The organism is Streptomyces sp. NPDC041200 (assembly GCF_055591805.1).
In genome coordinates this window covers 1-23,795 of the sequence record NZ_JBVIZF010000021.1, presented here as the reverse complement: position 1 = coordinate 23,795, position 23,795 = coordinate 1, and the positions used below count along the sequence as shown (strand labels likewise).

Annotated in this window: 15 protein-coding genes; 12 read left to right on the top strand and 3 right to left on the bottom strand. The window is 74.0% G+C overall.

Features of this window, described 5'->3' with window-relative positions:
• Nucleotides 1–5: 5 nt before the first annotated feature.
• The 3 genes from ACZ6CL_RS31560 to ACZ6CL_RS31550 are packed head-to-tail and all read left to right on the top strand — an operon-like array spanning nucleotide 6 to nucleotide 2,306.
• Nucleotides 6–956 (top strand): PDR/VanB family oxidoreductase, encoded by a 951-nt coding sequence (locus ACZ6CL_RS31560; RefSeq protein ID WP_468941919.1) that lies wholly within the window; start codon nucleotides 6–8, stop codon nucleotides 954–956.
• A gap of 34 nt (nucleotides 957–990) precedes the next feature.
• Nucleotides 991–1,932, top strand: coding sequence for an amidase family protein (locus tag ACZ6CL_RS31555; RefSeq protein ID WP_468941917.1), 942 nt, complete (start codon nucleotides 991–993; stop codon nucleotides 1,930–1,932).
• The gene (locus ACZ6CL_RS31550) at nucleotides 1,875–2,306 is read left to right on the top strand and encodes an amidase family protein (RefSeq protein WP_468941914.1); all 432 of its coding nucleotides are present in this window, start codon (nucleotides 1,875–1,877) and stop codon (nucleotides 2,304–2,306) included. The genes ACZ6CL_RS31555 and ACZ6CL_RS31550 overlap by 58 nt, the downstream gene beginning before the upstream one ends.
• Here the strand turns inward: ACZ6CL_RS31550 and ACZ6CL_RS31545 are convergent.
• Nucleotides 2,290–2,730, bottom strand: coding sequence for an Lrp/AsnC family transcriptional regulator (locus ACZ6CL_RS31545; protein WP_468941911.1), 441 nt, complete (start codon nucleotides 2,728–2,730; stop codon nucleotides 2,290–2,292). The genes ACZ6CL_RS31550 and ACZ6CL_RS31545 overlap by 17 nt on opposite strands.
• An 80-nt stretch (nucleotides 2,731–2,810) precedes the next feature.
• Here ACZ6CL_RS31545 and ACZ6CL_RS31540 point away from each other — a divergent pair, with 80 nt between their 5' ends.
• From ACZ6CL_RS31540 to ACZ6CL_RS31500, 9 genes are all read left to right on the top strand, one after another.
• Nucleotides 2,811–3,596, top strand: coding sequence for an AzlC family ABC transporter permease (locus tag ACZ6CL_RS31540; RefSeq protein ID WP_468941908.1), 786 nt, complete (start codon nucleotides 2,811–2,813; stop codon nucleotides 3,594–3,596).
• Entirely contained in the window at nucleotides 3,589–3,915 is a 327-nt protein-coding gene (locus ACZ6CL_RS31535) for a branched-chain amino acid transporter permease (RefSeq protein ID WP_468941905.1), read from the top strand. The genes ACZ6CL_RS31540 and ACZ6CL_RS31535 overlap by 8 nt, the downstream gene beginning before the upstream one ends.
• Nucleotides 3,916–4,424: 509 nt before the next feature.
• Nucleotides 4,425–11,498 (top strand): SDR family NAD(P)-dependent oxidoreductase, encoded by a 7,074-nt coding sequence (locus ACZ6CL_RS31530; protein WP_468941902.1) that lies wholly within the window; start codon nucleotides 4,425–4,427, stop codon nucleotides 11,496–11,498.
• 2 nt (nucleotides 11,499–11,500) lie between these two features.
• Complete coding sequence (locus ACZ6CL_RS31525) at nucleotides 11,501–16,225, top strand: beta-ketoacyl synthase N-terminal-like domain-containing protein (protein WP_468941900.1); 4,725 nt, start codon at nucleotides 11,501–11,503, stop codon at nucleotides 16,223–16,225.
• Nucleotides 16,226–16,305: 80 nt separating this feature from the next.
• Nucleotides 16,306–16,605 carry an acyl carrier protein gene (locus tag ACZ6CL_RS31520; protein WP_468942086.1) on the top strand — a complete coding sequence of 100 codons (300 nt, stop codon included), beginning with the start codon at nucleotides 16,306–16,308 and terminating at the stop codon, nucleotides 16,603–16,605.
• Between the two features lie 2 nt (nucleotides 16,606–16,607).
• The gene (locus ACZ6CL_RS31515; RefSeq protein WP_468941897.1) at nucleotides 16,608–17,492 is read left to right on the top strand and encodes an alpha/beta fold hydrolase; all 885 of its coding nucleotides are present in this window, start codon (nucleotides 16,608–16,610) and stop codon (nucleotides 17,490–17,492) included.
• Nucleotides 17,489–18,736 carry a glycosyltransferase gene (locus ACZ6CL_RS31510; RefSeq protein ID WP_468941895.1) on the top strand — a complete coding sequence of 416 codons (1,248 nt, stop codon included), beginning with the start codon at nucleotides 17,489–17,491 and terminating at the stop codon, nucleotides 18,734–18,736. The genes ACZ6CL_RS31515 and ACZ6CL_RS31510 overlap by 4 nt, the downstream gene beginning before the upstream one ends.
• A complete protein-coding gene (locus ACZ6CL_RS31505) occupies nucleotides 18,733–19,845 on the top strand; it encodes a class I SAM-dependent methyltransferase (RefSeq protein WP_468941892.1) in 1,113 nt (370 codons plus the stop codon). The genes ACZ6CL_RS31510 and ACZ6CL_RS31505 overlap by 4 nt, the downstream gene beginning before the upstream one ends.
• A gap of 269 nt (nucleotides 19,846–20,114) precedes the next feature.
• The gene (locus ACZ6CL_RS31500; protein WP_468941889.1) at nucleotides 20,115–22,115 is read left to right on the top strand and encodes an RICIN domain-containing protein; all 2,001 of its coding nucleotides are present in this window, start codon (nucleotides 20,115–20,117) and stop codon (nucleotides 22,113–22,115) included.
• Nucleotides 22,116–22,142: 27 nt separating this feature from the next.
• Here the strand turns inward: ACZ6CL_RS31500 and ACZ6CL_RS31495 are convergent, their stop codons facing one another.
• Nucleotides 22,143–23,492 carry an MFS transporter gene (locus ACZ6CL_RS31495; protein WP_468941886.1) on the bottom strand — a complete coding sequence of 450 codons (1,350 nt, stop codon included), beginning with the start codon at nucleotides 23,490–23,492 and terminating at the stop codon, nucleotides 22,143–22,145.
• A 204-nt stretch (nucleotides 23,493–23,696) separates the two neighbouring features.
• Complete coding sequence (locus ACZ6CL_RS31490; RefSeq protein ID WP_391178303.1) at nucleotides 23,697–23,777, bottom strand: putative leader peptide; 81 nt, start codon at nucleotides 23,775–23,777, stop codon at nucleotides 23,697–23,699.
• Nucleotides 23,778–23,795 lie beyond the last annotated feature (18 nt).

Sequence of the window (23,795 nt, the reverse complement as noted above, 5' to 3'; positions counted from 1 at the left end):
ACACGATGATCAGGGTCACGGTCAGCGAGGTGACGGCCGAAACCGGCGCCGTGAAGTGTTTCCGGCTGCGGCGCCGCGACGGCCTCCCGTTCGCACCGTACGAGGCGGGGGCGCACGTGGACGTGGTGGGCCCCAGTGGCCTCACCCGGCAGTACTCGCTGTGCGGGCCACCCGACGACAGCGGTGCCTATGTGATCGCCGTCAAGCGGGAGGAACTCTCCCGGGGAGGGTCCTCGGCGCTCCACGACCAGGTCGGGGCCGGTGACGAACTCGTCATCAGCGAACCCCGCAACCTCTTCCGCATCGAGCCCGCGGCGGCCTGCCATGTGCTGGTCGCGGCCGGTATCGGGATCACGCCGCTGCTGAGCATGGCGTATCAACTCCGCCGTACGGGCGCGCCCTTCCGGCTGCACTACTTCGCCACCAGCCGGGAGCGGGCGGCGTTCGTCCCGCTCCTGGAAAGCGCCGAGTTCGCCGCTGACGTGGAGTTCCACTTCGGGCTCGGCCGGGACGCACAGCCCGGGGCGCTGGCCGGGGCGCTGGCGGACCCGGACCCCGGGACGCACGTCTACACGTGCGGCCCGAAGGAGTTCATGCGACGTGTCGTGGAGGTGGCGGCGGCCCGCCCGCTGCCCGGGACCCGAGTCCACGTCGAACACTTCCAGCCCCTGGAACCGGTGGCCGGGGCCGGTGACGCGTTCGAGGTGGAACTGGACACCGGCGAGGTGTTCGCCGTGCCGCCCGGGCGGAGCATCGTGGATGTGCTGGCGGAGGGCGGCGTCGAGGTCGGCACGTCCTGCCGCGAGGGCATCTGCGGCACCTGTGTTCTCACGGTGCTCGACGGCGTACCGGACCACCGGGACAACTGCCTGACCCGCAAGGAGAAGGAGGCCGGGGACCAGATCGCCCCCTGCGTGTCACGGGCCCGCACCGCTCGCCTCGTCCTGGAGCTGTAGGCCGGCCGTAGCCCACCGGAAGGGAGAGACACCGATGCCGGAAGTGCGGCATGGAACCACGACCCTGACCGCCCTCGCCGCGCGGGTGGCCGCGGGCGGGCTGCGCGCGGGCGATGCGGTGGGCGGCGCGCTGGAACGCCTCGACGCGACGGAGCCCGGCATCCGGGCGTGGGCGCGGGTCGACCGGGGCGGGGCACTGGACGCCGCCCGGCAGCTCGACGCCGCGCCGCCGCCGGGCGGGCTCCTGCGCGGCATCCCGTTCGGGGTCAAGGACATCATCGACGTCCGTGGCCTGCCGACCGAATGCGGCTCGTCCCTGCGGCAGGGCCGGGTGGCCGCGTCCGACGCCCCGCTGGTCGCCCGGCTCCGGCAGCTCGGTGCGATTCCCCTGGGCAAGACGGTCACCACCGAATTCGCCTACTTCGCGCCCGGACCCACCCGCAATCCGCATCACCTCGCGCACACTCCCGGCGGCTCCTCCAGCGGTTCCGCGGCCGCCGTGGCGGCGGGCGTGGTGCCCCTGGCCCTCGGCAGCCAGACCGCCGGTTCGCTGACCCGGCCCGCCGCGTACTGCGGTGTCGCGGGCTTCGTGGCACCGGTCGGGGCGCTCGACACGACCGGGTTCGCGGTTCTGTCCCACAGCCTCGACGCGGTCGGGCTCCTCACCCCGGCCGTCGCCGACCTGTACCTCGCCTACCTGGCGCTGACCGGCGCGGACCGGATCCCCGGCCCGCCGCCCGAACCGCCCGCTCAGGTGAGGCTGGCGGTGTGGCCGGGTACCGAACTGGCCGAGATCGCGGACCCATGCGCGCGGCCCTGCGGCGCACTGCCGACCGGGCGGTGGCGGACGGCGCGGTGCTCGTGGACGTCGACTGGGCCGCGCGGACACCCGCGCTCATCGAGGCCCACGCCACGGTCATGGCCTACGAGGCCGCCCGCGCCCTGGCCACCGAGGGCGCGCACCCGGAGCGGCTGAGTGCGCCCTTGGGTGAACTCCTCGCGCTTGGGCGCGCCACCACGGCCACGGACTACCGGCAGGCGCTGTCCGTCGCGGAGCGGGGGCGTGGCGAGATGCTTGCGCTGCTCGCCGATGTGGACGCCGTACTGGGCCCGGCCGCCCCCGGCCCCGCCCCCAGCGGCCTCGCGGCCACCGGTTCGCCGGTCCTGAGCCGCCCGTGGCAGCTCCTGGGCCTGCCCGCCCTGACCGTACCGGGCCACCGGGACGGCCACGGCCTGCCCCTGGGGCTCCAGCTCATCGGACACCCGGACCGGCTGGAGCGGCTCTTCTCGCTCGGCCACGCCATGGAGCGGGCCATCGGGCAGGATCGCGGGGCTACGGGGCCGGTTTGATGGTCTTCATCGTGAAGTGCGAGGTGACGTTCTTGACCCGCGGGATGGTCATGACGTGCTGGCTGAGGAACGTCTCGTAGGCGGCCAGGTCGGCCACGGCCACGCGCACGAAGAAGTCGGGGGTGCTGAACAGCCGCCGCAGCTCGACCACCTCCTCGGCCCGGGTGAGCGTCTGCTCGAAGTGTCCGGTGGTCTGCGCGTCCTGGGAGTCGAGGCTGACGTCGAGCAGCACCTCGAAGGACCGGCCCACGGCGACGGGGTCGATGACGGCCCGGTAGCCGCAGATGACCCCGTCGGCCTCCAGCCGTTGCACCCGCCTCAGGCACGGCCCGGTGGTGAGCCCGACCCGACGGGCCAGCTCCACGTTGGTCAGCCGCCCGTCCCGCTCCAGCTCGGCGATGATTGCTCGGTCCATGGCATCCATGGCACAAAGATTGCACGATCACGGGGCCACCCCGCAATATTCGCAACCACATGGCGCGGCTTCCGCGAGACGATGAGCAGGTGCGACACGACGTACCCACCCAGACAACCGCGCCGGATCCCCCACCGGCCTCCGCCCCGGACACTCAGCGGCGGCGCATCGCCGCGGGGGTGCGCGATTCCTTCTCCGCGGGGCTCGGGATCTTCCCGCTGGGCATCGCGCTCGGCCTGCTGGTCATCCAGGCCGGACTGCCGTGGTGGCTCGCCCCCGCGCTGTCCCTGTCCGCGTTCGCCGGATCGCTGGAACTGCTGCTCGTGGGCATGGTGGCCACCGTCACGCCACTGGCCTCGGTGGCGCTGACCGTCCTGGTGGTCAACTTCCGGCATGTGTTCTACGCCTTCTCGTTTCCCCTCCACCTGGTCAGGAATCCGCTCGCGAAGGCGTACGCCGTCTACGCGATGATCGACGAGGCGTACGCCGTCAGCGCCTCCCTGCCCGAGGCGGAACGCTCCGCGTCCCGTCTGCTGGCGATGCAGATCGCCTGCGAGATCTACTGGGTCGGCGGCGGTCTGGCCGGTGTCGCCCTGGGCGCGGCCCTGCCCGGGCCGATCAAGGGCCTGGAGTTCGCGCTGTGCGCCCTGTTCACCGTGCTCACGCTGGACGCGTTCCGTTCACGCCAGGAGGTCCCGTCCGTCCTGCTGGCCGGGGCCAGCGTCACGGTCGCGCTCGTCCTCACTCCCGGCGTCGCGATGTTCACCGCGCTGCTGCTGTTCGTCGCCCTGCTGCTCGCCCGCCACGCGTACACCACCCGCCGCCCGGCTCGCCGCTTGACCCGCTGCTCCGCCGAGGAGGTCGCCGATGCCTAGCACGTCGTACCTGGTCGCCGTCCTCGCGATCGTCTTCACGATCACCCTCGCGCTGCGGGCCGTGCCCTTCGCGGTGCTGCGCACCCTGCACAACTCGCCGATCGTGCGGCAGCTGTCGGCGTGGATGCCGGTGGGCATCCTCGCGATCCTCGCCGTGACCGCCCTGCACGGCAGCGTGGCCGCGGCACCGCACACGACGCCGTACGCGCTGCTCGCCGTGGCCGTCACGGTGGGCGTTCACCTCGCCTGCGGCCGCCGCACGATCCTGAGCGTCGGCATCGGCACCGCCGTCTACGTGGCCCTCGTCAACGCCCTCTGACCCTGCGACCGGCGGTCCGCCGCGTGCTGTCCGTGCTCGCGATGCTCGCCCGGCCGGGAGTTGAGTGGCCGCCTCCGCGGGCTGATTCAGGCCGCACTTTCCGGTGACGCACCGCATGGGCGCGGAATTCAGAATCCGGAATGTGCTCCGCCGATTGGCTTCGACCGGCTCGCTCGAGTGGTTTACCCAGCGGGACTCCCGCTGGGTAAATGGTGTATTCGAGGGGCACAAGGGGCGCCGGTGGCACGCTCTCTTCCGGCCCAGCTCACGAAAGGTACATCAACATTTAACAAGGGAAGAGGGGGCGGTGTCGCGATGGATCTCCCTACCTATGGCGAGATCCAGCCCGTCCTGGCAGGTACGGGGCCCGCAACTTGTTGACGGCTCAGTAACCTAATCGCTAATTTCGCCTCCGCGTCGTTCTGTGTAAATGGCGCAAGCCGTACGTTAGATGCACATGCCAGAATTATCTCCCCTTTCGCAGCTTTAGCGATTTACCCGGAGAAAACATGTCATCCGTTGCGTATCCTGGCGATCTTGTAATAGGCATCACTCCGTTCGGGGAACCGGACCCCCGGCTCGCCGCGGCGGTGAGCCGCGCGGGCGGTCTCGGCGTCCTCGACCTGGGAACGACGCGCCGAACAGCACTGGACGCGTGGGAACGCGTCAATGACTGGGTGGCCGACGGACGGTACGGGGTCCGCGTGGCGGCGGGCTGCCCCCTCACGCCCGCCGATCTGCGGCACGCGGCACCACCGGACACCGGGCCCCCAGGGCCCGGCCCGCACACTGTCGTCCTCGGCGCCGGGGCGCCCTGGCCCATCGACGCCGTCGCCGCCCGCCACCGCGTACTGGTCGAGGTCGCCGACCTGGACCAGGCCCTCGAAGCGGTAAGGGCCGGGGCGCATGGGCTGATCGCCCGGGGCAGTGAATGCGGCGGGCCGGTCGGCGAGTTGAGCACCTTCGTCCTGCTCCAGCGGCTCCTGGCCGAGCCCGGGGTGTCCGTACCGGTGTGGGCCTGGGGCGGCATCGGCCCGCGTACCGCCGCCGCGGCGGTGATCGGCGGCGCGGCCGGGGTCGTCCTGGACACCCAGCTGGCCCTGCTCGCCGAATCGGGACTCCCCGAAGACCGCGCCGCGCTGCTCCGGCCGATGGACGGGTCGGAGACCACCGTCGTCGACGGGCACCGCGCGCTGCGCCCGCGGGCCCGCTCCCCGCACTCCGTGCCGCCCCTGCCGGTGGGCCAGGACGGATTCCTCGCCGCGCGATTCTCGACGCGCTGGGGAGATGTCGGCCGGGCCGTCCGGGGCGTCACCGAAGCCGTCCAGGACGCCGTACGGGACGCCGCGCACGAGACCGCGCCGCGACTGCCCGTCGCGCAGGGCCCGATGACACGGGTCAGCGACCGGGCGGGGTTCGCCTCCGCCGTCGCGGCGGACGGCGGACTGCCGTTCATCGCGCTCGCCCTGGCCGGACGCGAGCAGGCGCGCACCCTGCTGGAGGAGGCCGCGGCCGCGCTGGCCGGGCGTCCCTGGGGAGTGGGCGTGCTCGGCTTCGCCCCGGAGGAGATCAGAAGCGCCCAGCTGGAGGCCGTACGGGAGATCCGCCCGAGCCACGCCATCATCGCGGGCGGACGGCCGTCCCAGGCCGCGGCGCTGGAGCGGGACGGCATCACCACCTATCTGCATGTGCCCTCGCCCGGACTGCTGCGCCAGTTCCTGGGGGGCGGGGCGCGGCGGTTCGTCTTCGAGGGCTCCGAATGCGGCGGCCATGTGGGCCCGCGCGCGAGCTTCCCGCTGTGGGAGGCACAGCTCGCGGTCATCGAGGACTACCTCGACGACCCCGCGCACCCGGCCGACGGCGAGGCGTCCGACGGCACGCGCGTCGAGGTGTACTTCGCCGGTGGGGTGCACGACGAACGGTCCGCCGCGATGGTGGCCGCGCTCGCCGCCCCGCTGGCCCGGCGCGGCGTCGCCGTGGGGCTGCTGATGGGCACCGCGTACCTGTTCACCGAGGAGGCCGTCGCGCACGGCGCCGTACGGCCCCTCTTCCAGCGCCAGGTGCTGGCCGCCGAGCGCACCGCGCTGCTGGAGACCGCCCCCGGTCACGCCACGCGCTGTGTGCCGAGCCCCTTCACCGAGAGCTATCACGCCCTCAAGGACCGGCTGCGGGACGAGGGCGTCCCCGACCGGGAGCTGTGGGAGCGGCTGGAGAGACTGAACGTGGGGCGGCTGCGCATCGCCAGCAAGGGCCTGGACCGCGCCCCCGATGGCCGATTGGCCGAGGCCGATGAGCAACGCCAGCTCTCCGACGGCATGTTCATGGCCGGGCAGGTCGCGGTGCTGCGCTCGGCCACCACTACGATCGCCGCGCTGCACCACGCGGTGGGCCCGGCCGCGGTGGACTTCCTCGCCGAGCGGTCCAGGGCGCTGCGTACGCCGCTGGGCGTGGACGCGGCCCCCGCGGCGGCACCGGCGCCCGCGCCGCTGGACGTGGCCGTGGTCGGCATGGCCTGCATGTTCCCGCAGGCGCCCGACCTCGCCTCGTTCTGGGCCAACGTGGTGGGCGGCGTGGACGCCATCACCGAGGTGCCGCCCGAGCGCTGGGACCCCGCCGTCCACTACACGGGCGACGGGGACGGCGCCTCCGCCTCCCAGTGGGGCGGCTTCCTGCCGCGCATCCCCTTCGACCCGCTGCGCTACGGCATCCCCCCGGCCTCCCTCGGCAGCATCGAACCCGTCCAGCTGCTGGCCCTGGAGGCCGCCCGCCGGGCCCTGGACGACGCCGGGTACGGGGATCCCGCTGAGCGTGGCCGGGCCTTCGACCGCTCGCGCACCTCCGTGGTCTTCGGTGCCGAGGCGGGCAGCGACCTGTCCAACGCGCAGACCCTGCGCACCGTCCTGCCGTCGTACTTCCGCGAGGTGCCACAGGCCCTGGCCGAGCAGCTGCCCCGGCTCACCGAGGACTCGTTCCCCGGCATGCTCGCCAACGTCATCTCCGGGCGGATCGCCAACCGGCTCGATCTCGGCGGTGCCAACTACACCGTCGACGCGGCGTGCGCGTCCTCGCTGGCCGCCGTCGACGTCGCCTGCAAGGAGCTGACCGCGGGCACCAGTGACCTCGTCCTGTGCGGCGGCGCCGACCTGCACAACGGCATCAACGACTATGTGCTGTTCTCCTCCGTGCACGCGCTGTCCCCGACCGGCCGCTCCCGCGCGTTCGACGCGTCGGCCGACGGCATCGCGCTCGGCGAGGGCGTCGCGTGCGTCGTCCTCAAGCGGCTGGCCGACGCCGAACGCGACGGTGACCGGATCTACGGCGTCATCAAGGGCGTCGGCTCGTCCAGCGACGGCCGCTCGCTCGGGCTGACCGCCCCGCGCCCCGAGGGCCAGCGGGCCGCGCTGGAGCGCGCCTACGCCAGCGCCGGGGTGTCCCCGGCGAGCGTCGGCCTGGTCGAGGCGCACGGCACCGGTACGGCGGTGGGGGACCGTACCGAACTCACCGTCCTCAGCGAGGTGTTCGCCGACGCCGGGGCGGCCCCCGGCGGCTGCGCGCTCGGCTCCGTCAAGTCCCAGATCGGGCACACCAAATGCGCCGCCGGGCTGGCCGGGCTCGTGAAGACCGCGCTGGCGCTGTACACGGGTGTCAAGCCGCCGACCCTGCACATGACGCGGCCGAGCCCGGCGTGGGACGCGGAGCGCGGCCCCTTCGCCTTCCACGCGGAGGCGCGGCCGTGGGCCACGGCGCCCGTGGACCGGGTGGCCGGGGTGAGCGCGTTCGGCTTCGGCGGGACCAACTTCCACGTGGTGCTCGCGGCCCACGGGAAGGGCGCGCCGCCACCCCCGCACACGCTCGACGCCTGGCCCTGCGAACTCTTCCTCTTCCGCGGAACCGACCGGGCGGCGGCGCTGCGCGCGGTCGAGCACACGCTGCGGCAGGCCGAGGCCAACGACACGGCGGGACGGCCGTGGCGGCTGCGCGACCTCGCGCTGTCCGCCTCCCGGCGGGCCGACGCGGGCCACGAACCGGTGCGGGTGGCGGTGGTGGCGACGGACCTGGACGACCTGACCGAGCGGTTACGGCGGGTGCTGGCGGGCGACGTGGCCACCTTTGGACCGCCGCCAGGACCGGGCGGACGGGACCACGGGCTGTACGTGGCCGACCCGGCCCCGGCCGCCGGGCGAGGCGCCGTGCGGCACACCTCACCGGACGAGGCGGCGGCCGCCGCCGCGCCGGACCGCACGCCGGACGCTGCGCGGGACGCCGGGCCGGCGGCGACAACGGACCGCCTCCTGGACACCGGGCCGGATGGCCCCATCGGCAAGGTGGCCTTTCTCTTCCCCGGGCAGGGCAGCCAGCGGCCCGGGATGTTCGCGGACGTGTTCGTGGCCTTCCCCGAACTGCGGCACCATCTGCTCGACGGCTCCGACTACGCCGGTGTGCTGTACCCCCCGGCCGCCTTCGACGAGGCCGGGAAGAAGGCGCAACACGCCGCCCTCACCGACACCCGGGTGGCCCAGCCCGCCCTGGGCATCGTGGGGCTCGCCGCCCACACCCTGCTCACCGCGGCCGGAGTACGGCCCGACATGGCGGCCGGGCACAGCTACGGCGAGCTGGTCGCGCTGTGCGCCGCGGGCGCCCTCGACCCGCGCACCCTGCCCCGGCTGAGCGCCGAGCGGGCCGCCGCCATCCTCGGCGCCGCCGAGGCCGCCGGACACGAACCCGGCACCATGGCCGCCGTCACCGCCCCGGCCGGCGAAGTCGAGCGGCTGCTGCGGGACGCCGGACTCGCCGAACACGTGGTGGCCGCCAACCACAACGCACCCCGGCAGACCGTGATCTCCGGACCCGAGCGGGAAGTGGCGGAGGCGGTCGTCTTGCTGCGGGAGGCCGGGCACACGGTCCGGCGGCTCCCGGTGGCCTGCGCCTTCCACAGCCCGCTGGTCGCCGGGGGCGGACCGCGCTTCGCCGAGGCGCTGGCCGAACTCCCGGTGCGCACACCGGAGTTCCCGGTCTGGGCCAACCGCACCGCAGCGCCGCACGGGGCCGAACCGGACGCCATTCGGGCCGAACTCGCCGCCCAGATCGGCGCCCCCGTCCGCTTCCAGGAACAGATCGAGGCCATGTACGCGGCGGGCGCCCGCGTCTTCGTGGAGGCCGGGCCCGGCACCGTGCTGACCCGGCTGGTGGCGGAGATCCTGGGCGATCGGCCGCACCGTACCGTCGCGTGCGACGCGCGACGCGCCGGGACGGACGGGCGGCGTGGCTTCGAGGGGCCGCGCGGGTTCCTCGAAGCCCTCGCCCAGCTGGCCGTCGCCGGGGTTCCGGTGCGTACGGGCTGGCTGTTCCGGGGCCGTGACGCCGTCGACGCGGCGTCCACCGCCCCGCCGAAGCGGCCCGGATGGACAGTCGACGGACAACTGGTCCGCACCGCGGACGGTGACCTTCTCCCCGGTGCGCTGGCACCGGCCCGACGTGTCGTGGAGGCGACGGTGAGCCAGACGGACCGCACGGACAACGGCGGACACGGGGACCGGGATGCCCTGATCGCCGAATACCTGAGAACCAGCCGAGAGATGATCGCCGCTCAGCGCGATGTCCTGCTCACCTACTTCGGTGGCGCGGCGGGGGAGCGGCACACGGCTCCGCTTCAGGTAGCCGCCCCGCTGCCCGTTGCCGCCCCGGCCACCGCACTGCCCATGGCGAGGGAGCCCGTGGCCACTCCCGCACCCGCCACCACCGTCCAACCGGCTGTGGAAGAACCTGCCGCACCCGCCACCGGGCCCGATGTCCTGCGCGCGGTCTCCGAGATCATCAGCGAACGCACCGGCTATCCCGTCGACATGATCGACCCCGATCTCGACCTCGAAGCCGACCTCAGCATCGACTCCATCAAGCGCGCCGAGATCGCCGGTGAGCTGGCTAGACGTCTCGGTGTCGCGGGCGCCGGAACCGCCGCGCTGGGCGACGAGGAGCTGGAGGAGCTGGCCAAGGCCCGTACGACGGCGGCCGTCACCGACTGGCTCACGGCGCGTCTCACCCCCGCCACCGCACAGGCCGGCCCTGTGGTCGAGCCCGCCGCCGAGCCCGCCGCCGAGCCGGGCGTGGCGCCCCGGCGGATGCGGCTGGTGCCCGTACCCCTGGACAGGGCGGAGAAGAACGAGCCGCTCGACCTCACCGGCCAGCGCTTCGCCCTGCTCGGCGGGGACCCGGGAGGGATAGCCACCGCCGTCGCCACCCGCCTGGCCGCGCACGGCGCCCAGGCCCTGCCTCTCGCCGCGGGCCACCTCCTCGCCGAGGCGGACGGCTCGCTGGACGGCGTGGTGCTGCTCGACCCGCTGGTCGGGTCCGGGGCGCCCCTGCTGCCCGAGGCGTTCGCCGCGCTCCAAGCGGCGCTGCGGCGCGGACCACGCTGGCTGCTGGCCGTGCGCACGGCCGACCCGCTCGACCCGCGCCCGGCCGGGCTGCGCGGGGTGTTCCGCACGGTGGCCAGGGAATATCCGGACACGGCCGCCACCCTGGTGGAGCTGGCCACGGACGCGCCCGTGTCCGCCGATGACGTGGCCGGCGCCCTGCTCGACGAGCTGTCCACCCCCGCCCGTACGCCCGTCGTCCTGCGCACCGCCGACGGACGCCGCCACCGGCTGGACCTGACGCAAGCCCCGCTCGGGCCGCTCGCGGCCTCCGGCGCCGGGCCCGCCGGAGACGGCGCGGCGGAGGCCGCCGCGCTCGGCCTCGACCGCGACTCCGTGGTGGTCCTGGTCGGCGGGGCGCGCGGCATCACCGCCCGGTGCGCCCTCGCCCTCGCGTCCGCCGCCCGCTGCCGGATCGAACTGCTCGGCCGTACGCCGGAGCCCACCGGCCCGGAGGCCCCGGACACTGCCTCGGCACACGACGAGACGGCGCTGCGCGCGGCGCTCGCCGCCCGGGGCGGCGCGACACCGGCCGAGATCGAGCGGGAGGTGGCCCGGATCCTCGCGGGGCGCGAAGTCGCCGCGACCGTGGCGGAGTTGAGTGCCCTGGGCAGCCGGGTGCGCTACCGCTCGGTGGACGTCCGGGACGACGCGGCGGTGCTCCAGGCCGTGAAGCAGATCCACGCCGACCACGGGCGGCTGGACGGCGCCGTGTACGCGGCCGGTGTCATCGAGGACCGGCTGATCGAGGAGAAGTCCGCCGCGTCCTTCGGGCGGGTCTTCGGCACCAAGGTGGACGGCGCGCGGACCCTGCTGGACGCCCTCGCGGAACTGCCCGAACCCCCGGCGTTCACGGTGCTGTTCGGCAGCATCTCCGCCGCCCTCGGCAACCGCGGCCAGGTGGACTACGCCGCGGCCAACGACGCGCTGGAAACCCTCGCCGCGCGGTGGCGGGCCCACACCGGCCGCCGGGCGCTGACCGTGCACTGGGGGCCCTGGGCCCCGAGCGGCTCCCACGGCGGCATGGTCACACCGGAACTCGGCCGGGAGTACGCCCGCCGTGGCATCTCGCTCATCGACCCCGAAGAGGGCGCGCTGGCGCTGCTGCGCGAGCTGGCCTGGGGCGAGGAGCCGGACCAGGCCGTCGTCTACACCGCCTCGGGCTGGTGACCATGACCGACCGTCACCAGATGCCACCGGTGGCCATCGTCGGGATGTCCGTCCTGCTGCCCGGCTCCCCGGACCTGGACGCCTACTGGCGCAACCTGACCGGCGGCGTGGACGCCATCACCGACGTCCCGGCCGGGCGGTGGGACGCGGGGTTCTACGACCCGCTGGGCGCCGCGGGCACCCCGGCCGCGCCCGACCGGGTGTACTGCCGCCGGGGCGGCTTCGTCGACACGTACGCGGAGGTGGAGGCCGCCCGGTTCGGCATCATGCCGAACTCGGTGTCCGGCACCGAGCCCGACCAGCTGATCGCCCTCGGCGTCGCGGCGGCCGCCCTCGCCGACGCGGGTGGCGGCGACCGGCTCCCCGACCGGGAGCGGGTGGGCGTGGTACTGGGCCGGGGCGGCTACCTCACCCCCGGGCTGGTCCGGCTCGACCAGCGGGTCCGTACCGCGCACCAGCTCGTACGGACCCTCGGCGAGCTGCTGCCCGGCCTCGGCCCCGGCCACCTGGACCGGATCCGGGACGCCTTCACCGAACAGCTCGGCCCGGACCGCCCCGAGGCGGCCATCGGGCTGGTGCCCAACCTCGCCGCCTCCCGCATCGCCAACCGGCTCGACCTGCGCGGCCCCGCCTACACCGTGGACGCCGCGTGCGCGTCGTCGCTCGTCGCCGTCGACCAGGCGGTGGCGGAACTGGCCTCCGGGCGGTGCGACGTGATGCTCGCGGGCGGTGTGCACCACTGCCACGACATCACCCTGTGGAGCGTCTTCACACAGCTGCGCGCGCTGTCGCCGAGCCAGCGCATCCGGCCCTTCGACCGCGCCGCCGACGGCCTGCTGATCGGCGAGGGCACCGGAGTGGTCGTCCTCAAACGGCTCGCCGACGCACGGCGCGACGGCGACCGCGTGTACGCCGCCATCCGCGGTACGGGCGTGGCCTCGGACGGCCGCGCCACCGGCCTGGTCAACCCCGACCCGGGCGGCCAGACCCGCGCCGTACGGCAGGCCTGGCGCGCCGCGGGACTCGACCCGCGCGAACCCGGTTCGATCGGCCTGCTGGAGGCGCACGGCACGGCCACGCCCGCCGGGGACGCGGCCGAACTCGCCACGCTGGCCGAGGCGTTCGGGCCCGGCGGTTCCTCTCGTGGCGAGCCCGCCGTGATCGGCTCGGTGAAGTCGATGATCGGCCACACCATGCCAGCCGCCGGTGTCGCGGGGCTGGTCAAGGCCGCCCTCGCCGTCCACCACGGGTGGCTGCTGCCCACCCTGCACTGCGACGACCCGCACCCGGGGCTCATGGCCACCCGCTTCCGTCCCCTCGACGCGGCCACGCCCTGGGAGGCCACCGTGCGGCGCGCGGCGGTCAACGCCTTCGGGTTCGGCGGCATCAACGCGCATGTGGTGCTGGAGCAGGAGCCGACCGCGGCGGTGAAGCGCCGCCCGGCGACGGTCGTGACCGAACCCGAACGGGTGCTGGCCCTGGCCGTGGACACGCCGGAGCGGCTGGCCGAACTGCTCGCGGCCGACGACGCGACCGTACGCGCCACCGCGTACGAGCCCGTCAGCCATGGTGGCACCCGGCTGGGCATCGTCGACCCCACCGCCAAACGCCTCGCCCTCGCGCGGCGCGTGGTCGCCAAGGGCCGCCCATGGCGCGGCCGCAACGACGTCTGGTTCACCCCGGACCCGCTGCTCGTGGCCGCCGGGAAACCGGCCTCCGGGAAGCTTGCCGCCGGGAAACTGGCCTTCGTCTTCCCCGGCCTGGAGGCCGAGTTCGAGCCCCGCACGGACGGCATCGCCGAGTACTTCGGGTTGTCCCGGCACACCGGCGACCGCCCGGGCGAGCGGTACGGCGAGGCGGCCCGCGCGGGCGACATCGGCCGCCACGGCGTCGGTGTCTTCGGCGTCGGACGCCTGCTCAACGCGGCGCTCGGACGCATGGGAATCGTGCCGGACGCGGTGGCCGGGCACAGCGTCGGCGAGTGGTCCGCGATGGCCGCGGGCGGCCTCTACGCGGGCGAGGCGGTCGACGCCTTCCTCGACTCCTTCGACCCCGACGCGCTGCGCGTCCCCGGCGTGACCTTCGCCGCCCTCGGCGCGGGCGCGGAACGCGTCCTCAGCGCGCTCGCGGAACTGCCGGAGGGCCGCATCGTGCTCTCGCACGACAACGCGCCCAGCCAGTCGATGGTGTGCGGGCCCCGGGCCGACGTCGAGGAGTTCGTCCGGGCGATGCGCGCGACGGGCGTGATCGCGCAGGTCCTGCCGTTCCAATCCGGCTTCCACACTCCCATGCTGGCCCCCTACCTCGACCCCATCCGGGCCCTGGCGGAGCGCTTCGAACTGCTCCTGCCACCCCGTGTCCCCGTCTGGTCCGGAACCACCGCCGCGCCGTATCCGGACACCGAGGCCGGGGTGCGGCGGCTGTTCGTCCGGCACCTCCTGGAACCGGTGCGGTTCCGGTTGCTGACCGAGGCCCTGTACGACGCGGGCTTCCGCGCCTTCGTCCAGCTGGGCACCGGCCAGCTGACCTCGCTCATCGGCGACACCCTGCAGGGCCGCGACCACATCGCGGTGGCCGCCAACTCCTCCCACCGCGACGGCGTCGCCCAGCTGCGCCGTGTGGCCACGGCGCTGTGGACGGAGGGCGCCGACGTCAACCCCACCCTCCCGCGCCCCGGTGTGGCGACGCGCCCTTCGGCCCCCGTGCGCCTGAACCTGAACGCTGCCCTGATCTCGCTGGCCGAGCCGCGTCTGGCGGAGTTGCGTGGGGTGCTGGCGGCTGGGGTTTCCCCCACCCCGCCCCTTCCCGAAACCGAGGGGCTCCGCCCCCCGGCCCCCCAGCCCGGTCCCTACCCTGCCCTTCCCGCGACGGCGGGTTCGCAGTCTCCCGCGTCGCTCTACCCGGCGGCGGGCGCCTCCTACGTTGCGCCGCCGCAGGGGGCGAGGGCAGGCGCGAACCAGGCCGAGGCGGCGCACGCGGCGGCGGGTACCGTGCAGGCCGCACCGCCGCTTCCGGCGGCGGTCGCGGGGGCGGGGGCCGTGGCCGCCGCTCCCTGGGCCGCCGAACTCGACGCGCTTCTCCGGGAGACCGCCGACACGGCGGCCGCGGTGGTCGCGGCGGGGCGCAGCAGGCGGGTCGTGCCTGTCGCGCGGACCTTCGACGTGGACGTGTCCACCGAGGCCATGCCCTACCTCCGCGACCACTGCTTCTTCCCCCAGCGGCCCGGCTGGCCCGATGAGTCCGACCGGTGGCCCGTGGTTCCGGCCACCACGATCGTGCAGCACCTCATCGACGCGGCGGAGCACACGGCGGGCGGGGGTGTGGCCGTGGCCGTGCGGGGAGCGCGGTTCGATCAGTGGGTGACGGCGACGCCGCCCAGCACCGTCGCGGTCACCGTGACACCGTCCGCCACCGATCCGGCGCTCTACACCGCCACGTTCGGCCGCAGCGCCCGTGGCACCGTACAGCTCGCGGCCCGCTACCCGGACGCGGCCGAGCGCCCCGCACCGTGGCGTATCGACCCCGCCACCGAGCGCGAACCCGAGCACACCGCGGCGCAGATCTACGGTGAGCGCTGGATGTTCCACGGCCCGGCGTTCCAGGGGCTCACCCGGCTCACCGCGATCGGGGAGTCGCATGTGCGCGGCACGATCACCACCCCGGCCGCGCCCGGAGCGCTCCTGGACAACGTCGGTCAGCTCCTCGGGTACTGGATCATGGCGACTCGCACCAAGCGCTCCGTCGTCTTCCCGGTCGGCATGCGCCTGATGCGCTTCTACGGTCCGCCTCCCCGGCCCGGCACCGACGTGGAGTGCCTGGTCAGGATCGTCGCGCTGACCGATGCGGCGCTGGAGGCCGATGTCCAGCTGCTGATCGGCGGTCAGGTGTGGGCGGAGCTGAACGGCTGGCACGACCGCCGGTTCGACAACGATCCGCAGACCCGCCCGGTGGAGCGCTTCCCGCAGGGCAACACGCTGTCGCGGCCCCAGCCGGGCGGCTGGTCGCTGGTGTACGAGCGCTGGCCGGACCTGGCCTCGCGGGATCTGATCATGCGCAATCACCTGGGCAGCGCCGAACGCGCCGAGTACGCGCGGCGGCCACCGCTGGGCCGCAGACAGTGGCTGCTGGGCCGGATCGCGGCCAAGGACGCGGTACGGCGGTGGCTGTGGGACCACGGGGAGGGACCGGTCTTCCCGGCCGAGATCCGGGTGTGCGACGACGAACACGGCCGCCCGTACGCCCTCGGCGTCCACGGCCGGACCCTGCCCCCGCTGGAACTGACGCTGGCGCACGCGGCCGAGGCCGGGGTCGCCCTGGTGGTGCCGCGCCACGCGAACAACAGGCAGGGCGGCCCCGGCATCGCCATCCAGGAGATCGCCGACTTTGACGAGGCGGCCCTCACGGCCGCCTTCGGCCCGGCTGAGCGCGGAATCCTCGCGACCGCGACCGCGACCGCGACCGCCCCCGCCCACTGGGCCACCGCCTTCCACGCCGCCAAGGAGGCGGTGGCCAAGGCGGACGCCACCGGCCGGGACATCACCATCGTCGGCGCGGACACGTCGCGCCTCACCGTGGAGGTGGCCCCCGCCCCCGGGCAGCCGCCGCGCCGCTACCGGGTGCACTGCACGACGACCGCCAACCCGTCCGGGCTGCCGGGCAGGGAGTACGCCGTGGCCTGGACGACCGGTCCGGGCCACCGGGATCAGGACGAGGAGACCGATCAGTGACCACCGTCGAACCCACCGCCCCGGCGCCCGTGCGACAACAGACACCGACCGCGCCAGCCGTGCTCGCGGACGTTGCCGGAATGCTCCGGACCATGCTCGACGAGGAGGGCCTCGACGACATCGAGGTCGCCATGGACACCCGCTTCACCGATGACCTGGAGCTGGAGAGCATCGACCTGGTGGCCCTCGCGGGCACCCTGCAGGACCGGTACGGGCAGGAGGTCAACTTCGCCGAATTCGTGGCCGATCTGGAGCTGGACGAGATCATCGGCCTCACCGTCGGACAGCTCGTGGAGTACATCGTGCGGTGCCTCGCATCGACCGAGATCGGGGCTGCCGAGATCAGGGTTGCCGATGCCAGAGCGGCCGAGGGGAGCTGACCATGGCGATGATCCACCTCGGCGGCCCGCCCGGCACCGGCGACGGGCCGGACGGTATCCGCCTGCACGTACAGCGGCTGTCCCCGCCCGCCGGCCGCCCGGCCACCGCCACCGTCGTGCTCGTCCACGGGCTGCTCACCGACTCCCTGGCCAGCTGGTACTTCACGGTGGCCCCGGACCTCGCCGCCGCCGGGCTGGACGTGGTGATGTACGACCAGCGGGGGCACGGCCGCAGCGAGCGCCCCGGATCCGGCTACCGGCTGGAGACGTTCGTCAGCGATCTGGAGCGGCTGCTCGACCATTTGGACATCACCACCCCCGTGCACCTGGTGGGCAACTGCTTCGGCGGCACGGTGGCGTACGGATACGCCCTGCGCCACCCGGAACGGGTGGCCGGTATCGCCACGATCGAGGCGAAACCCGCCACCGAGGGCTGGCTGACGGACATCAGTGGCATCATGCGCCGCATCGTCGTCGAACTCGTCGCCCACGAGGCCGAGTCACTGGCCTGGGTCACCGCCCACCGGGGCGCGCACACCGCGCGGCTGGCCAAGTCGGCGGCGCGGCTGGTGCGGACGACCACGATCGCGGAGGACGTGGCGGCGAGCCGGACGGTGAGCGAGGAGCGGGCCCGCTCGCTGCGCTGCCCGGCGCTGGCCGTGTACGGCGCCGACTCCGAACTCGCCGGGGAGGACGGATGGGTCAGGGCGCTGCCGCCCGGCACCCGGACCGTCATGCTGCCGGGGGAGGGGCACTCGGTGCTGGCCGAGGCGCCCGCGCGGATCCGCGCACTGCTGCTGTCCTGGATCGCCGGACAGGAGACCGCCGCCGTCCCGGTGGCGGCGCTGTCCCGGCGGCGTGGGCTCGAAGGAGCTGAGGTGTCATGAGCGTCCCGGCCACCACACCCCCCGGAAGCCGTTTCCTCTTCGTCGTCCCGCCGCTCGTCGGCCACGTCAACCCCACCGTCGGGGTCGCGGCCGAACTGACCGCCCGTGGCCACCAGGTGGCCTGGGCCGGGCTGCCGGAGGTCGTCCAGCGGCTGGTCGGCCCCGACGCCACGGTCCACCGCTGCGCCGGGCCGGTGCTCGGCGACGGCGGGGCGGAGCGCCCGCCCGAGGTGCGCGGCCCGGGCGCGCTGAAGTTCCTGTGGGAGGACTTCCTGGTGCCGCTCGCCGAGGCCATGGCCCCCGACGTGGCGCGGGCCATCGACGAGTTCCGCCCGGATGTGGTGGTCGCCGACCAGCAGACCGTGGCGGGCCCGCTCGTGGCCGAGCGGCTGGGCGTACGGTGGGCCACCTCCGCCACCACCTCGGCGGAGTTCACCGGCGCGCTGGACGGCATGCCCAAGATCGACGCCTGGCTGGACGGGCTGCTGGCCGGGCTGCGGGGCCGGATCGGTGACCGGTACGGCACGGCCGACCCCCGGTTCTCGCCCGACCTGGTGCTGGCGTTCACCACCGAGGAACTGGCCGGGCGGCCCGTCCGGGCGGCCGACCACATCCGGTACGTGGGCCCGTCCATCGCCGGGCGCCCGGCCGAACCGGACTTCCCGTGGGAGTGGCTGGACCCCGCCCGCCCCACCGTCCTGATCACCCTCGGCACCGCGAACACCGACGCCGGGGCGCGTTTCCTCGCCGCGTCGCGGGACGCCGTACGCGCCCGGGCCGACCGCTTCCAGACGGTCATCGTCGACCCGGCGGGCACCCTCGGCCCGGCAGCCGCCGAAGGTGACAAGAACCTTCTCACGGTCCCGCGCATCCCCCAACTGCGCCTGCTGGAGCGGGTGTCCGCGGTCGTGTGCCACGCGGGACACAACACCGTGTGCGAGGCCCTGTGGCACGGCGTCCCGCTCGTCGTGGCCCCGATCCGGGACGACCAGCCCGTGGTGGCCGCCCAGGTGGTGGCCGCGGGCGCGGGCGTCCGGGTCAGGTTCGGCAGGGCGCGGGCGGCGGCGCTCGGCGAGGCCATCGACGCCGTGCTGGACGGACCGGGCCACCGCGCCGCCGCCGAGCGCGTCGGCGCGTCCTTCCGGGCGGCGGGCGGCGCCCGCGCGGCCGCCGCCCACCTGGAGCGACTGGCCGCCACCACGGCCACCACCCACGCCACCACGATCCCCGAGGGGGAACGATGAGCCAGGACAACGCCACCTCGCCCATGCCCGGCGCACAGGCCCCGCGCCCCTCCCGCGCCGAGGCCGTGGCCGCTCTCCGGCCGCGCTACCAGGCCGACCTCGACCAGGGCACCGAGCGGTTCTTCGAGCCGCGCCGCACGGACTGCCCGTTGTGCGGCTCAACGCGGCTGAAGCGGCGGCTGCGCACCAGGGACCGGTTCCAGAACAAGCCGGGCCGCTTCGGACTGGACAGGTGCCGGGACTGCCGCCTGGTGTTCCAGAACCCCCGGCTGAACGGCGACGGACTGGAGTTCTACTACCGCGACTTCTACGACGGGCTGGGCGAGGAGGGCATGGGCAACGTGTTCTCCGGGCGGCAGAAGATGTACCGCGGCCGCGCGGAGGCGCTGAGACCCGCCGCCGACGCCCCGGCGAAGTGGCTCGACGTCGGCACCGGCCACGGCCACTTCCCCGAAGTGGCCCGCACCGTCTTCCCCGACACGGTCTTCGACGGACTGGACTTCACCGAGGGCGTCGAACTGGCCGAGCGGGAGGGTCGGATCGACCACGGCATCCGGGGCAGCTTCCCGGAGCTGGCCGGGGAGCGGCTGGCGGGCCGCTACGACGTGGTGAGCATGTTCCACTACCTGGAGCACAGTACGGACCCCCGCGCGGAACTCCGCGCGGCCCACCGCACGCTGGGCCCCGGTGGCCATCTGCTCATCGAAGTGCCCGACCCGGAGTGCTGGTTCGCCCGTCTCCTCGGCCGCTTCTGGCTGCCCTGGCTCCAGCCCCAGCACCTGTACTTCCTCCCGGTGGCGGCCCTGCGCAAGGAGCTGGAAACACTCGGTTTCACCGTGGTCCTCGAACAGCACCGGGAGTCGTCCGACACGGTCGACCTGCTCGGCGCCGTGTGGCTGACGGCCAACGCGGTCCTCCCGGCCGACGATGCCCCCTGGCTGGCCAGGCAGCCCGGACGCGCGCGCTGGCTGCTGCGCTGCGCGGGCCTGGTGGCGGCCATTCCCGCCCTCGTCGTGGCCACCACCCTGGACCGGCTGCTGCTCAAGCCACTGGCCGGGCTGGGGAAGGTGTCCAATGCCTACCGGGTAGTAGCCCGGCGCAATGGGTGAATTCGTTCGCCACTTTGCTTTTCGTAACGCCAGCGGACATGTCAGTGGCCGTTGATGGTGCCCGAACTCGAATAATGTGAACTCCCTTGAGCCGCATCGGTTCCGTATGCAAAGGTGCAGGTGTCGCCACGTGGGACAGGTGTTTTCCGCGCCACCGACAGGGCCGACACCCCCCATTGGTACGGACTTTTCTCGCTGCCCTGTGAAAGGGAAAAGACGTGAACGATGCTGCCCCGACGCATTTCTTGCCCCCCACCCCCCTCTTCGGCGTGACGGATGAACAGCTCACGGCCGAACTGAAGAAGTGTTCGGGGAAACTGTCCGAGCAACACCCCGTCGGGGAGCTGCTGGGCCGTCACTGGGAGGCGGCCTTCTCCTACGCGAGCCTGTGCACCACGGGCGCCCACCCGGCGGGGATCCTCACCTCCACCGCGTTCACCAGACTGTTCGGGGAGGCGTTACGACGGACCGCACCGGCCACCGCGTGGCGGCCACGGGTGCTGGCCACCGTGCGGGGTATCGCGGAGGAGTGGAACACGGGCCCGCGCGGCGCGCTGCTCCATCCCGGCCTGCGCGCCGTCCCCAGGGGGCGGGGGCACATGGACGGGCGGCTCCGGCCGCCGGAGAACAGGCGTCTGGTGTTCCGCGCGTTCCAGCGGCTCCCCGACAGCGCCCGCTGTTTGCTGTGGCACACGGAGGTCGAGGCGGAGCAACTGGCCGTACCGGCAGGGTTGTTGGGGCTGCCCGAAGGTGCCCACGCCGAGCTGGAGCGGGCCCGTGAGCGCTGGCGTCAGGCCTGTGTGGAAGCCCACTGCGACACGGCCCCCGAGGAGGAGTGCCGACAGTACAGCCGTCTGCTGGACGTCTCGCTCCACCGTGGCGACACCCGGCTCGACCCCGATCTGCGGCAGCATCTGGACCGGTGCGAGCACTGCCGTCAGGCCGCCGACCAGCTGGACCACTCCACCGGCCGGTCGGCCGTCCTGCTCGCCGAAGCGGTCCTGGGGTGGGGTGCGCGGGACTATCTCGACTCCCGCCCTGGCCGCCGCGTCTTCGAACCGGACCCGGCCGCGCATCCCTATCCCGTACCACCCATGCCCTCCACCCCGCCACGGGTCGGCGCGCCACGGAGCGGCGGCCCCCGCCACTCGGCGCGGAAAGACCCCTGGTGGAAGGCGCGCCCAGTGGCGGTCCCGGCGTTCGGCCCGGCATTGGCCCAGGCAGTGCGCCTGGCGGCGCGCCCGCCCGCGCGCCGAAGGCGGCCACGCGTCACCCGTGGACGGCTCCTCGTCGTGGCGGCGGCCACGGTGAGCGGCTGCGTCCTGGTGTCGGTGGCGGTGGCGTCCGTCCTCCCGTCCGGCGGTGGCGATGACGCGGCGTACGACCGCGACACCCCCTCGACGCCGGGCGCGGGCAGCACCAAGGCCCCGGGCTCGGAGCCCTCCTGGATCGGCGCCGGTGGCAGCGCGGCCGACACCCTGCGCGGGCCACTGCGCAACGCCGCGAGCGGGCTGTGCCTCGACATCGTGGGCGGCAAGCTCACGGCGGGCGCCGAAACCGAGGCCGCCTCCTGCGCCTCCGCGGCGGCCACCCAGGAGTGGTCGTACGAGGCGGACGGCCTGCTGCGCAGTGGCGCCGACCCCGAACTCTGCCTCAACTCCCGTCTGAGCTTCTCCCTCCGGCTCGGCCCCTGCGAGACCACCTCGCGCCGGGACGCCGCGAACGTGCGGTACGACTTCACCCTCCAGGGCACCCTGGTGCCGCGCTGGAACCAGGAGCTGGCCCTGACCCCCGACTCCACGGAGAAGGGAGCCGGGCTGGTCCTCAAAACCCGGGACGACTCCGCGATGTCGCAGCGCTGGCTGGCGGGCAGCTCGGCGGAGGCGAACCGGCACCGGACCGAGACGGCCCACCCGGGCCGGGGCGGGGAGACGGCACCCCGTCAGGTGTCCGCCGTCCGGCCGAAGCCCGGGAAGCCCGCCCGCACCGCGCCCCCGGCGCGCACGCCCGAGCCCTCGGCGCCACCACGGTCCGCCGCGCCACCGCCACCGTCGAAGTCCTCGAAACCGAAGCCCTCGAAACCGAAGCCCTCGAAACCGCCCCGCCTGAAGCCCCCGGCGGCGAATCCGCCCGGACGGCAGGCGGGCCCCTGGTACGGGCAGCAGGGACGGCCCGGATGGCACGGACGCCACGGATGGTACGGGCAGTACGGGCAGCCCTGGGGCCGGTCCGGACACGACCGCGGCTGGGGGCGCGGCGGCTACCGCTGACGGCGCGACACGACCCGAGGCGAGGGGCTACTTCACGGCCACCGTCGGCCTCGGAGCCGTGGGGCCCACCGGACGGTCGGCGGTCCCGGACGCGAAGTGCACGTCGGACGGCCGCACCCGCGAGGTCGCCCACACGCTGACGACCGCGGTGGCCGCCAGATATCCGCAGGCGATCCACGGAGCGCCGTGGCCGAGCGCGAGGAACGTCGTCATCAGCAGCGGTGTGATGCCGGAGGCGTACACACCGGACAGCTGGTAGACCACGGACATGCCGGTGTACCGGACCTCCGCCGGGAACAGGGAGGCGAACAGGGTGCCCTGGGCCGCGTAGAAGGTGGCGTGGACCGCGCCCAGCGTCAGCGCGATCGCCGCGGCGAACCCCCACACGCCGGTGGAGTGGAACAGCCAGAACGCGGGGAACACGCTCAGCCCGAACAGCGCCATGCCGGCCATGTACATCCGGCGCGCGCCGTGCCGGTCCACCAGGGAGCCGGACAGCGGGATCAGTACGGCCATCAGCAGTGCGGCGACGGTGACCGCGAGCAGGACCGGGGTGCGCGGCAGGTCCAGCGTCGAGGTGGCGTAGGAAATGGCGAACACACCCCAGGTGTTGAACGCGGCGCCCTCGCCCCACCTGGCCAGCATGCCCAGCACGGTGTGCCGCCGGGTTCCCGGGTCCCGCAGCAGCCGTGCCAGCGGGATCCGGGACGCCGACTGCCGCTGCTCGATCCGGCGGAAGGCCGGGGTCTCGTCCACCTTGAGCCGCACGGTGATGCCCAGGACGACCAGCAGCAGACTCACCAGGAAGGCCACCCGCCATCCGTAGCTGAGGAAGGCGTCGTCGCTGAGCACATTGCTGAGCAGGGCGAAGACACCCGTCCCCAGCGCCAGCCCGAGGGCCAGCCCGATCTGCGGGTAGCTGCCGTAGCGGCCCTCGCGGCCCGCCGGGCCGTGCTCCACGGACAGCAGCACGGCACCGGCCCACTCCCCGCCGAGCGCCACGCCCTGCGCCACGCGCAGGACCAGCAGCAGGACGGGGGCCCAGATGCCGATCTGCTGATAGGTGGGCAGCAGACCGATGAGGGTGGTGGAGCCGCCCATCACGCTCATGGTGACGGCGAGCGTTCGTCTGCGGCCGATCCGGTCACCGATGTGTCCGAAGAGCAGGCCGCCGATGGGCCGGGCCAGGAAGCCGACCGCGAAGGTGGCGAAGGAGAGGATGGTTCCGACGGTGTCGTTGCCGGTGGGGAAGAACAAGTCACCGAAGACGAGGCCCGCGGCGGTGCTGTAGAGAAAGAAGTCGTACCACTCCACCGTGGTGCCCAGAAGGCTGGACAGCACCACGGTACGAAGGGGTCGTCGGGACGTGTCGGGCATGGGGGATTACCGTTTCGTTGCATGCCGGGGCGCCGGGGCAGGCGGAAGCGCGCGACGGCGAGCAGCACGGCGCGCGCACCGGCTCCGGTGGGAGGGTGTGATGAGGGAAGGCAACTGTCCGCAGGCGGACGGCACATGACGAAGCGTCAGGAAGCCTGGGGCGCTACGGGGCCGGAGGCGTGATCGTCCGCGGGGGAGCCGGGATCAGAGGCGACAGCAGGCGCTGGACTGGCGGCACAGATCGACGTGGAGGCGTTCCACGAGCGGGCCAGCAGCATTCGACATGGCCGACAGTATGGTCGG

Coding starts and splice junctions, on each gene's coding strand:
- ACZ6CL_RS31560 (WP_468941919.1), top strand. CDS start 6: ATGATCAGGGTCACGGTCAGCGAGGTGACGGCCGAAACCGGCGCCGTG.
- ACZ6CL_RS31555 (WP_468941917.1), top strand. CDS start 991: ATGCCGGAAGTGCGGCATGGAACCACGACCCTGACCGCCCTCGCCGCG.
- ACZ6CL_RS31550 (WP_468941914.1), top strand. CDS start 1,875: ATGGCCTACGAGGCCGCCCGCGCCCTGGCCACCGAGGGCGCGCACCCG.
- ACZ6CL_RS31545 (WP_468941911.1), bottom strand. CDS start 2,730: ATGGATGCCATGGACCGAGCAATCATCGCCGAGCTGGAGCGGGACGGG.
- ACZ6CL_RS31535 (WP_468941905.1), top strand. CDS start 3,589: ATGCCTAGCACGTCGTACCTGGTCGCCGTCCTCGCGATCGTCTTCACG.
- ACZ6CL_RS31530 (WP_468941902.1), top strand. CDS start 4,425: ATGTCATCCGTTGCGTATCCTGGCGATCTTGTAATAGGCATCACTCCG.
- ACZ6CL_RS31525 (WP_468941900.1), top strand. CDS start 11,501: ATGACCGACCGTCACCAGATGCCACCGGTGGCCATCGTCGGGATGTCC.
- ACZ6CL_RS31520 (WP_468942086.1), top strand. CDS start 16,306: ATGCTCCGGACCATGCTCGACGAGGAGGGCCTCGACGACATCGAGGTC.
- ACZ6CL_RS31515 (WP_468941897.1), top strand. CDS start 16,608: ATGGCGATGATCCACCTCGGCGGCCCGCCCGGCACCGGCGACGGGCCG.
- ACZ6CL_RS31510 (WP_468941895.1), top strand. CDS start 17,489: ATGAGCGTCCCGGCCACCACACCCCCCGGAAGCCGTTTCCTCTTCGTC.
- ACZ6CL_RS31505 (WP_468941892.1), top strand. CDS start 18,733: ATGAGCCAGGACAACGCCACCTCGCCCATGCCCGGCGCACAGGCCCCG.
- ACZ6CL_RS31495 (WP_468941886.1), bottom strand. CDS start 23,492: ATGCCCGACACGTCCCGACGACCCCTTCGTACCGTGGTGCTGTCCAGC.
- ACZ6CL_RS31490 (WP_391178303.1), bottom strand. CDS start 23,777: ATGTCGAATGCTGCTGGCCCGCTCGTGGAACGCCTCCACGTCGATCTG.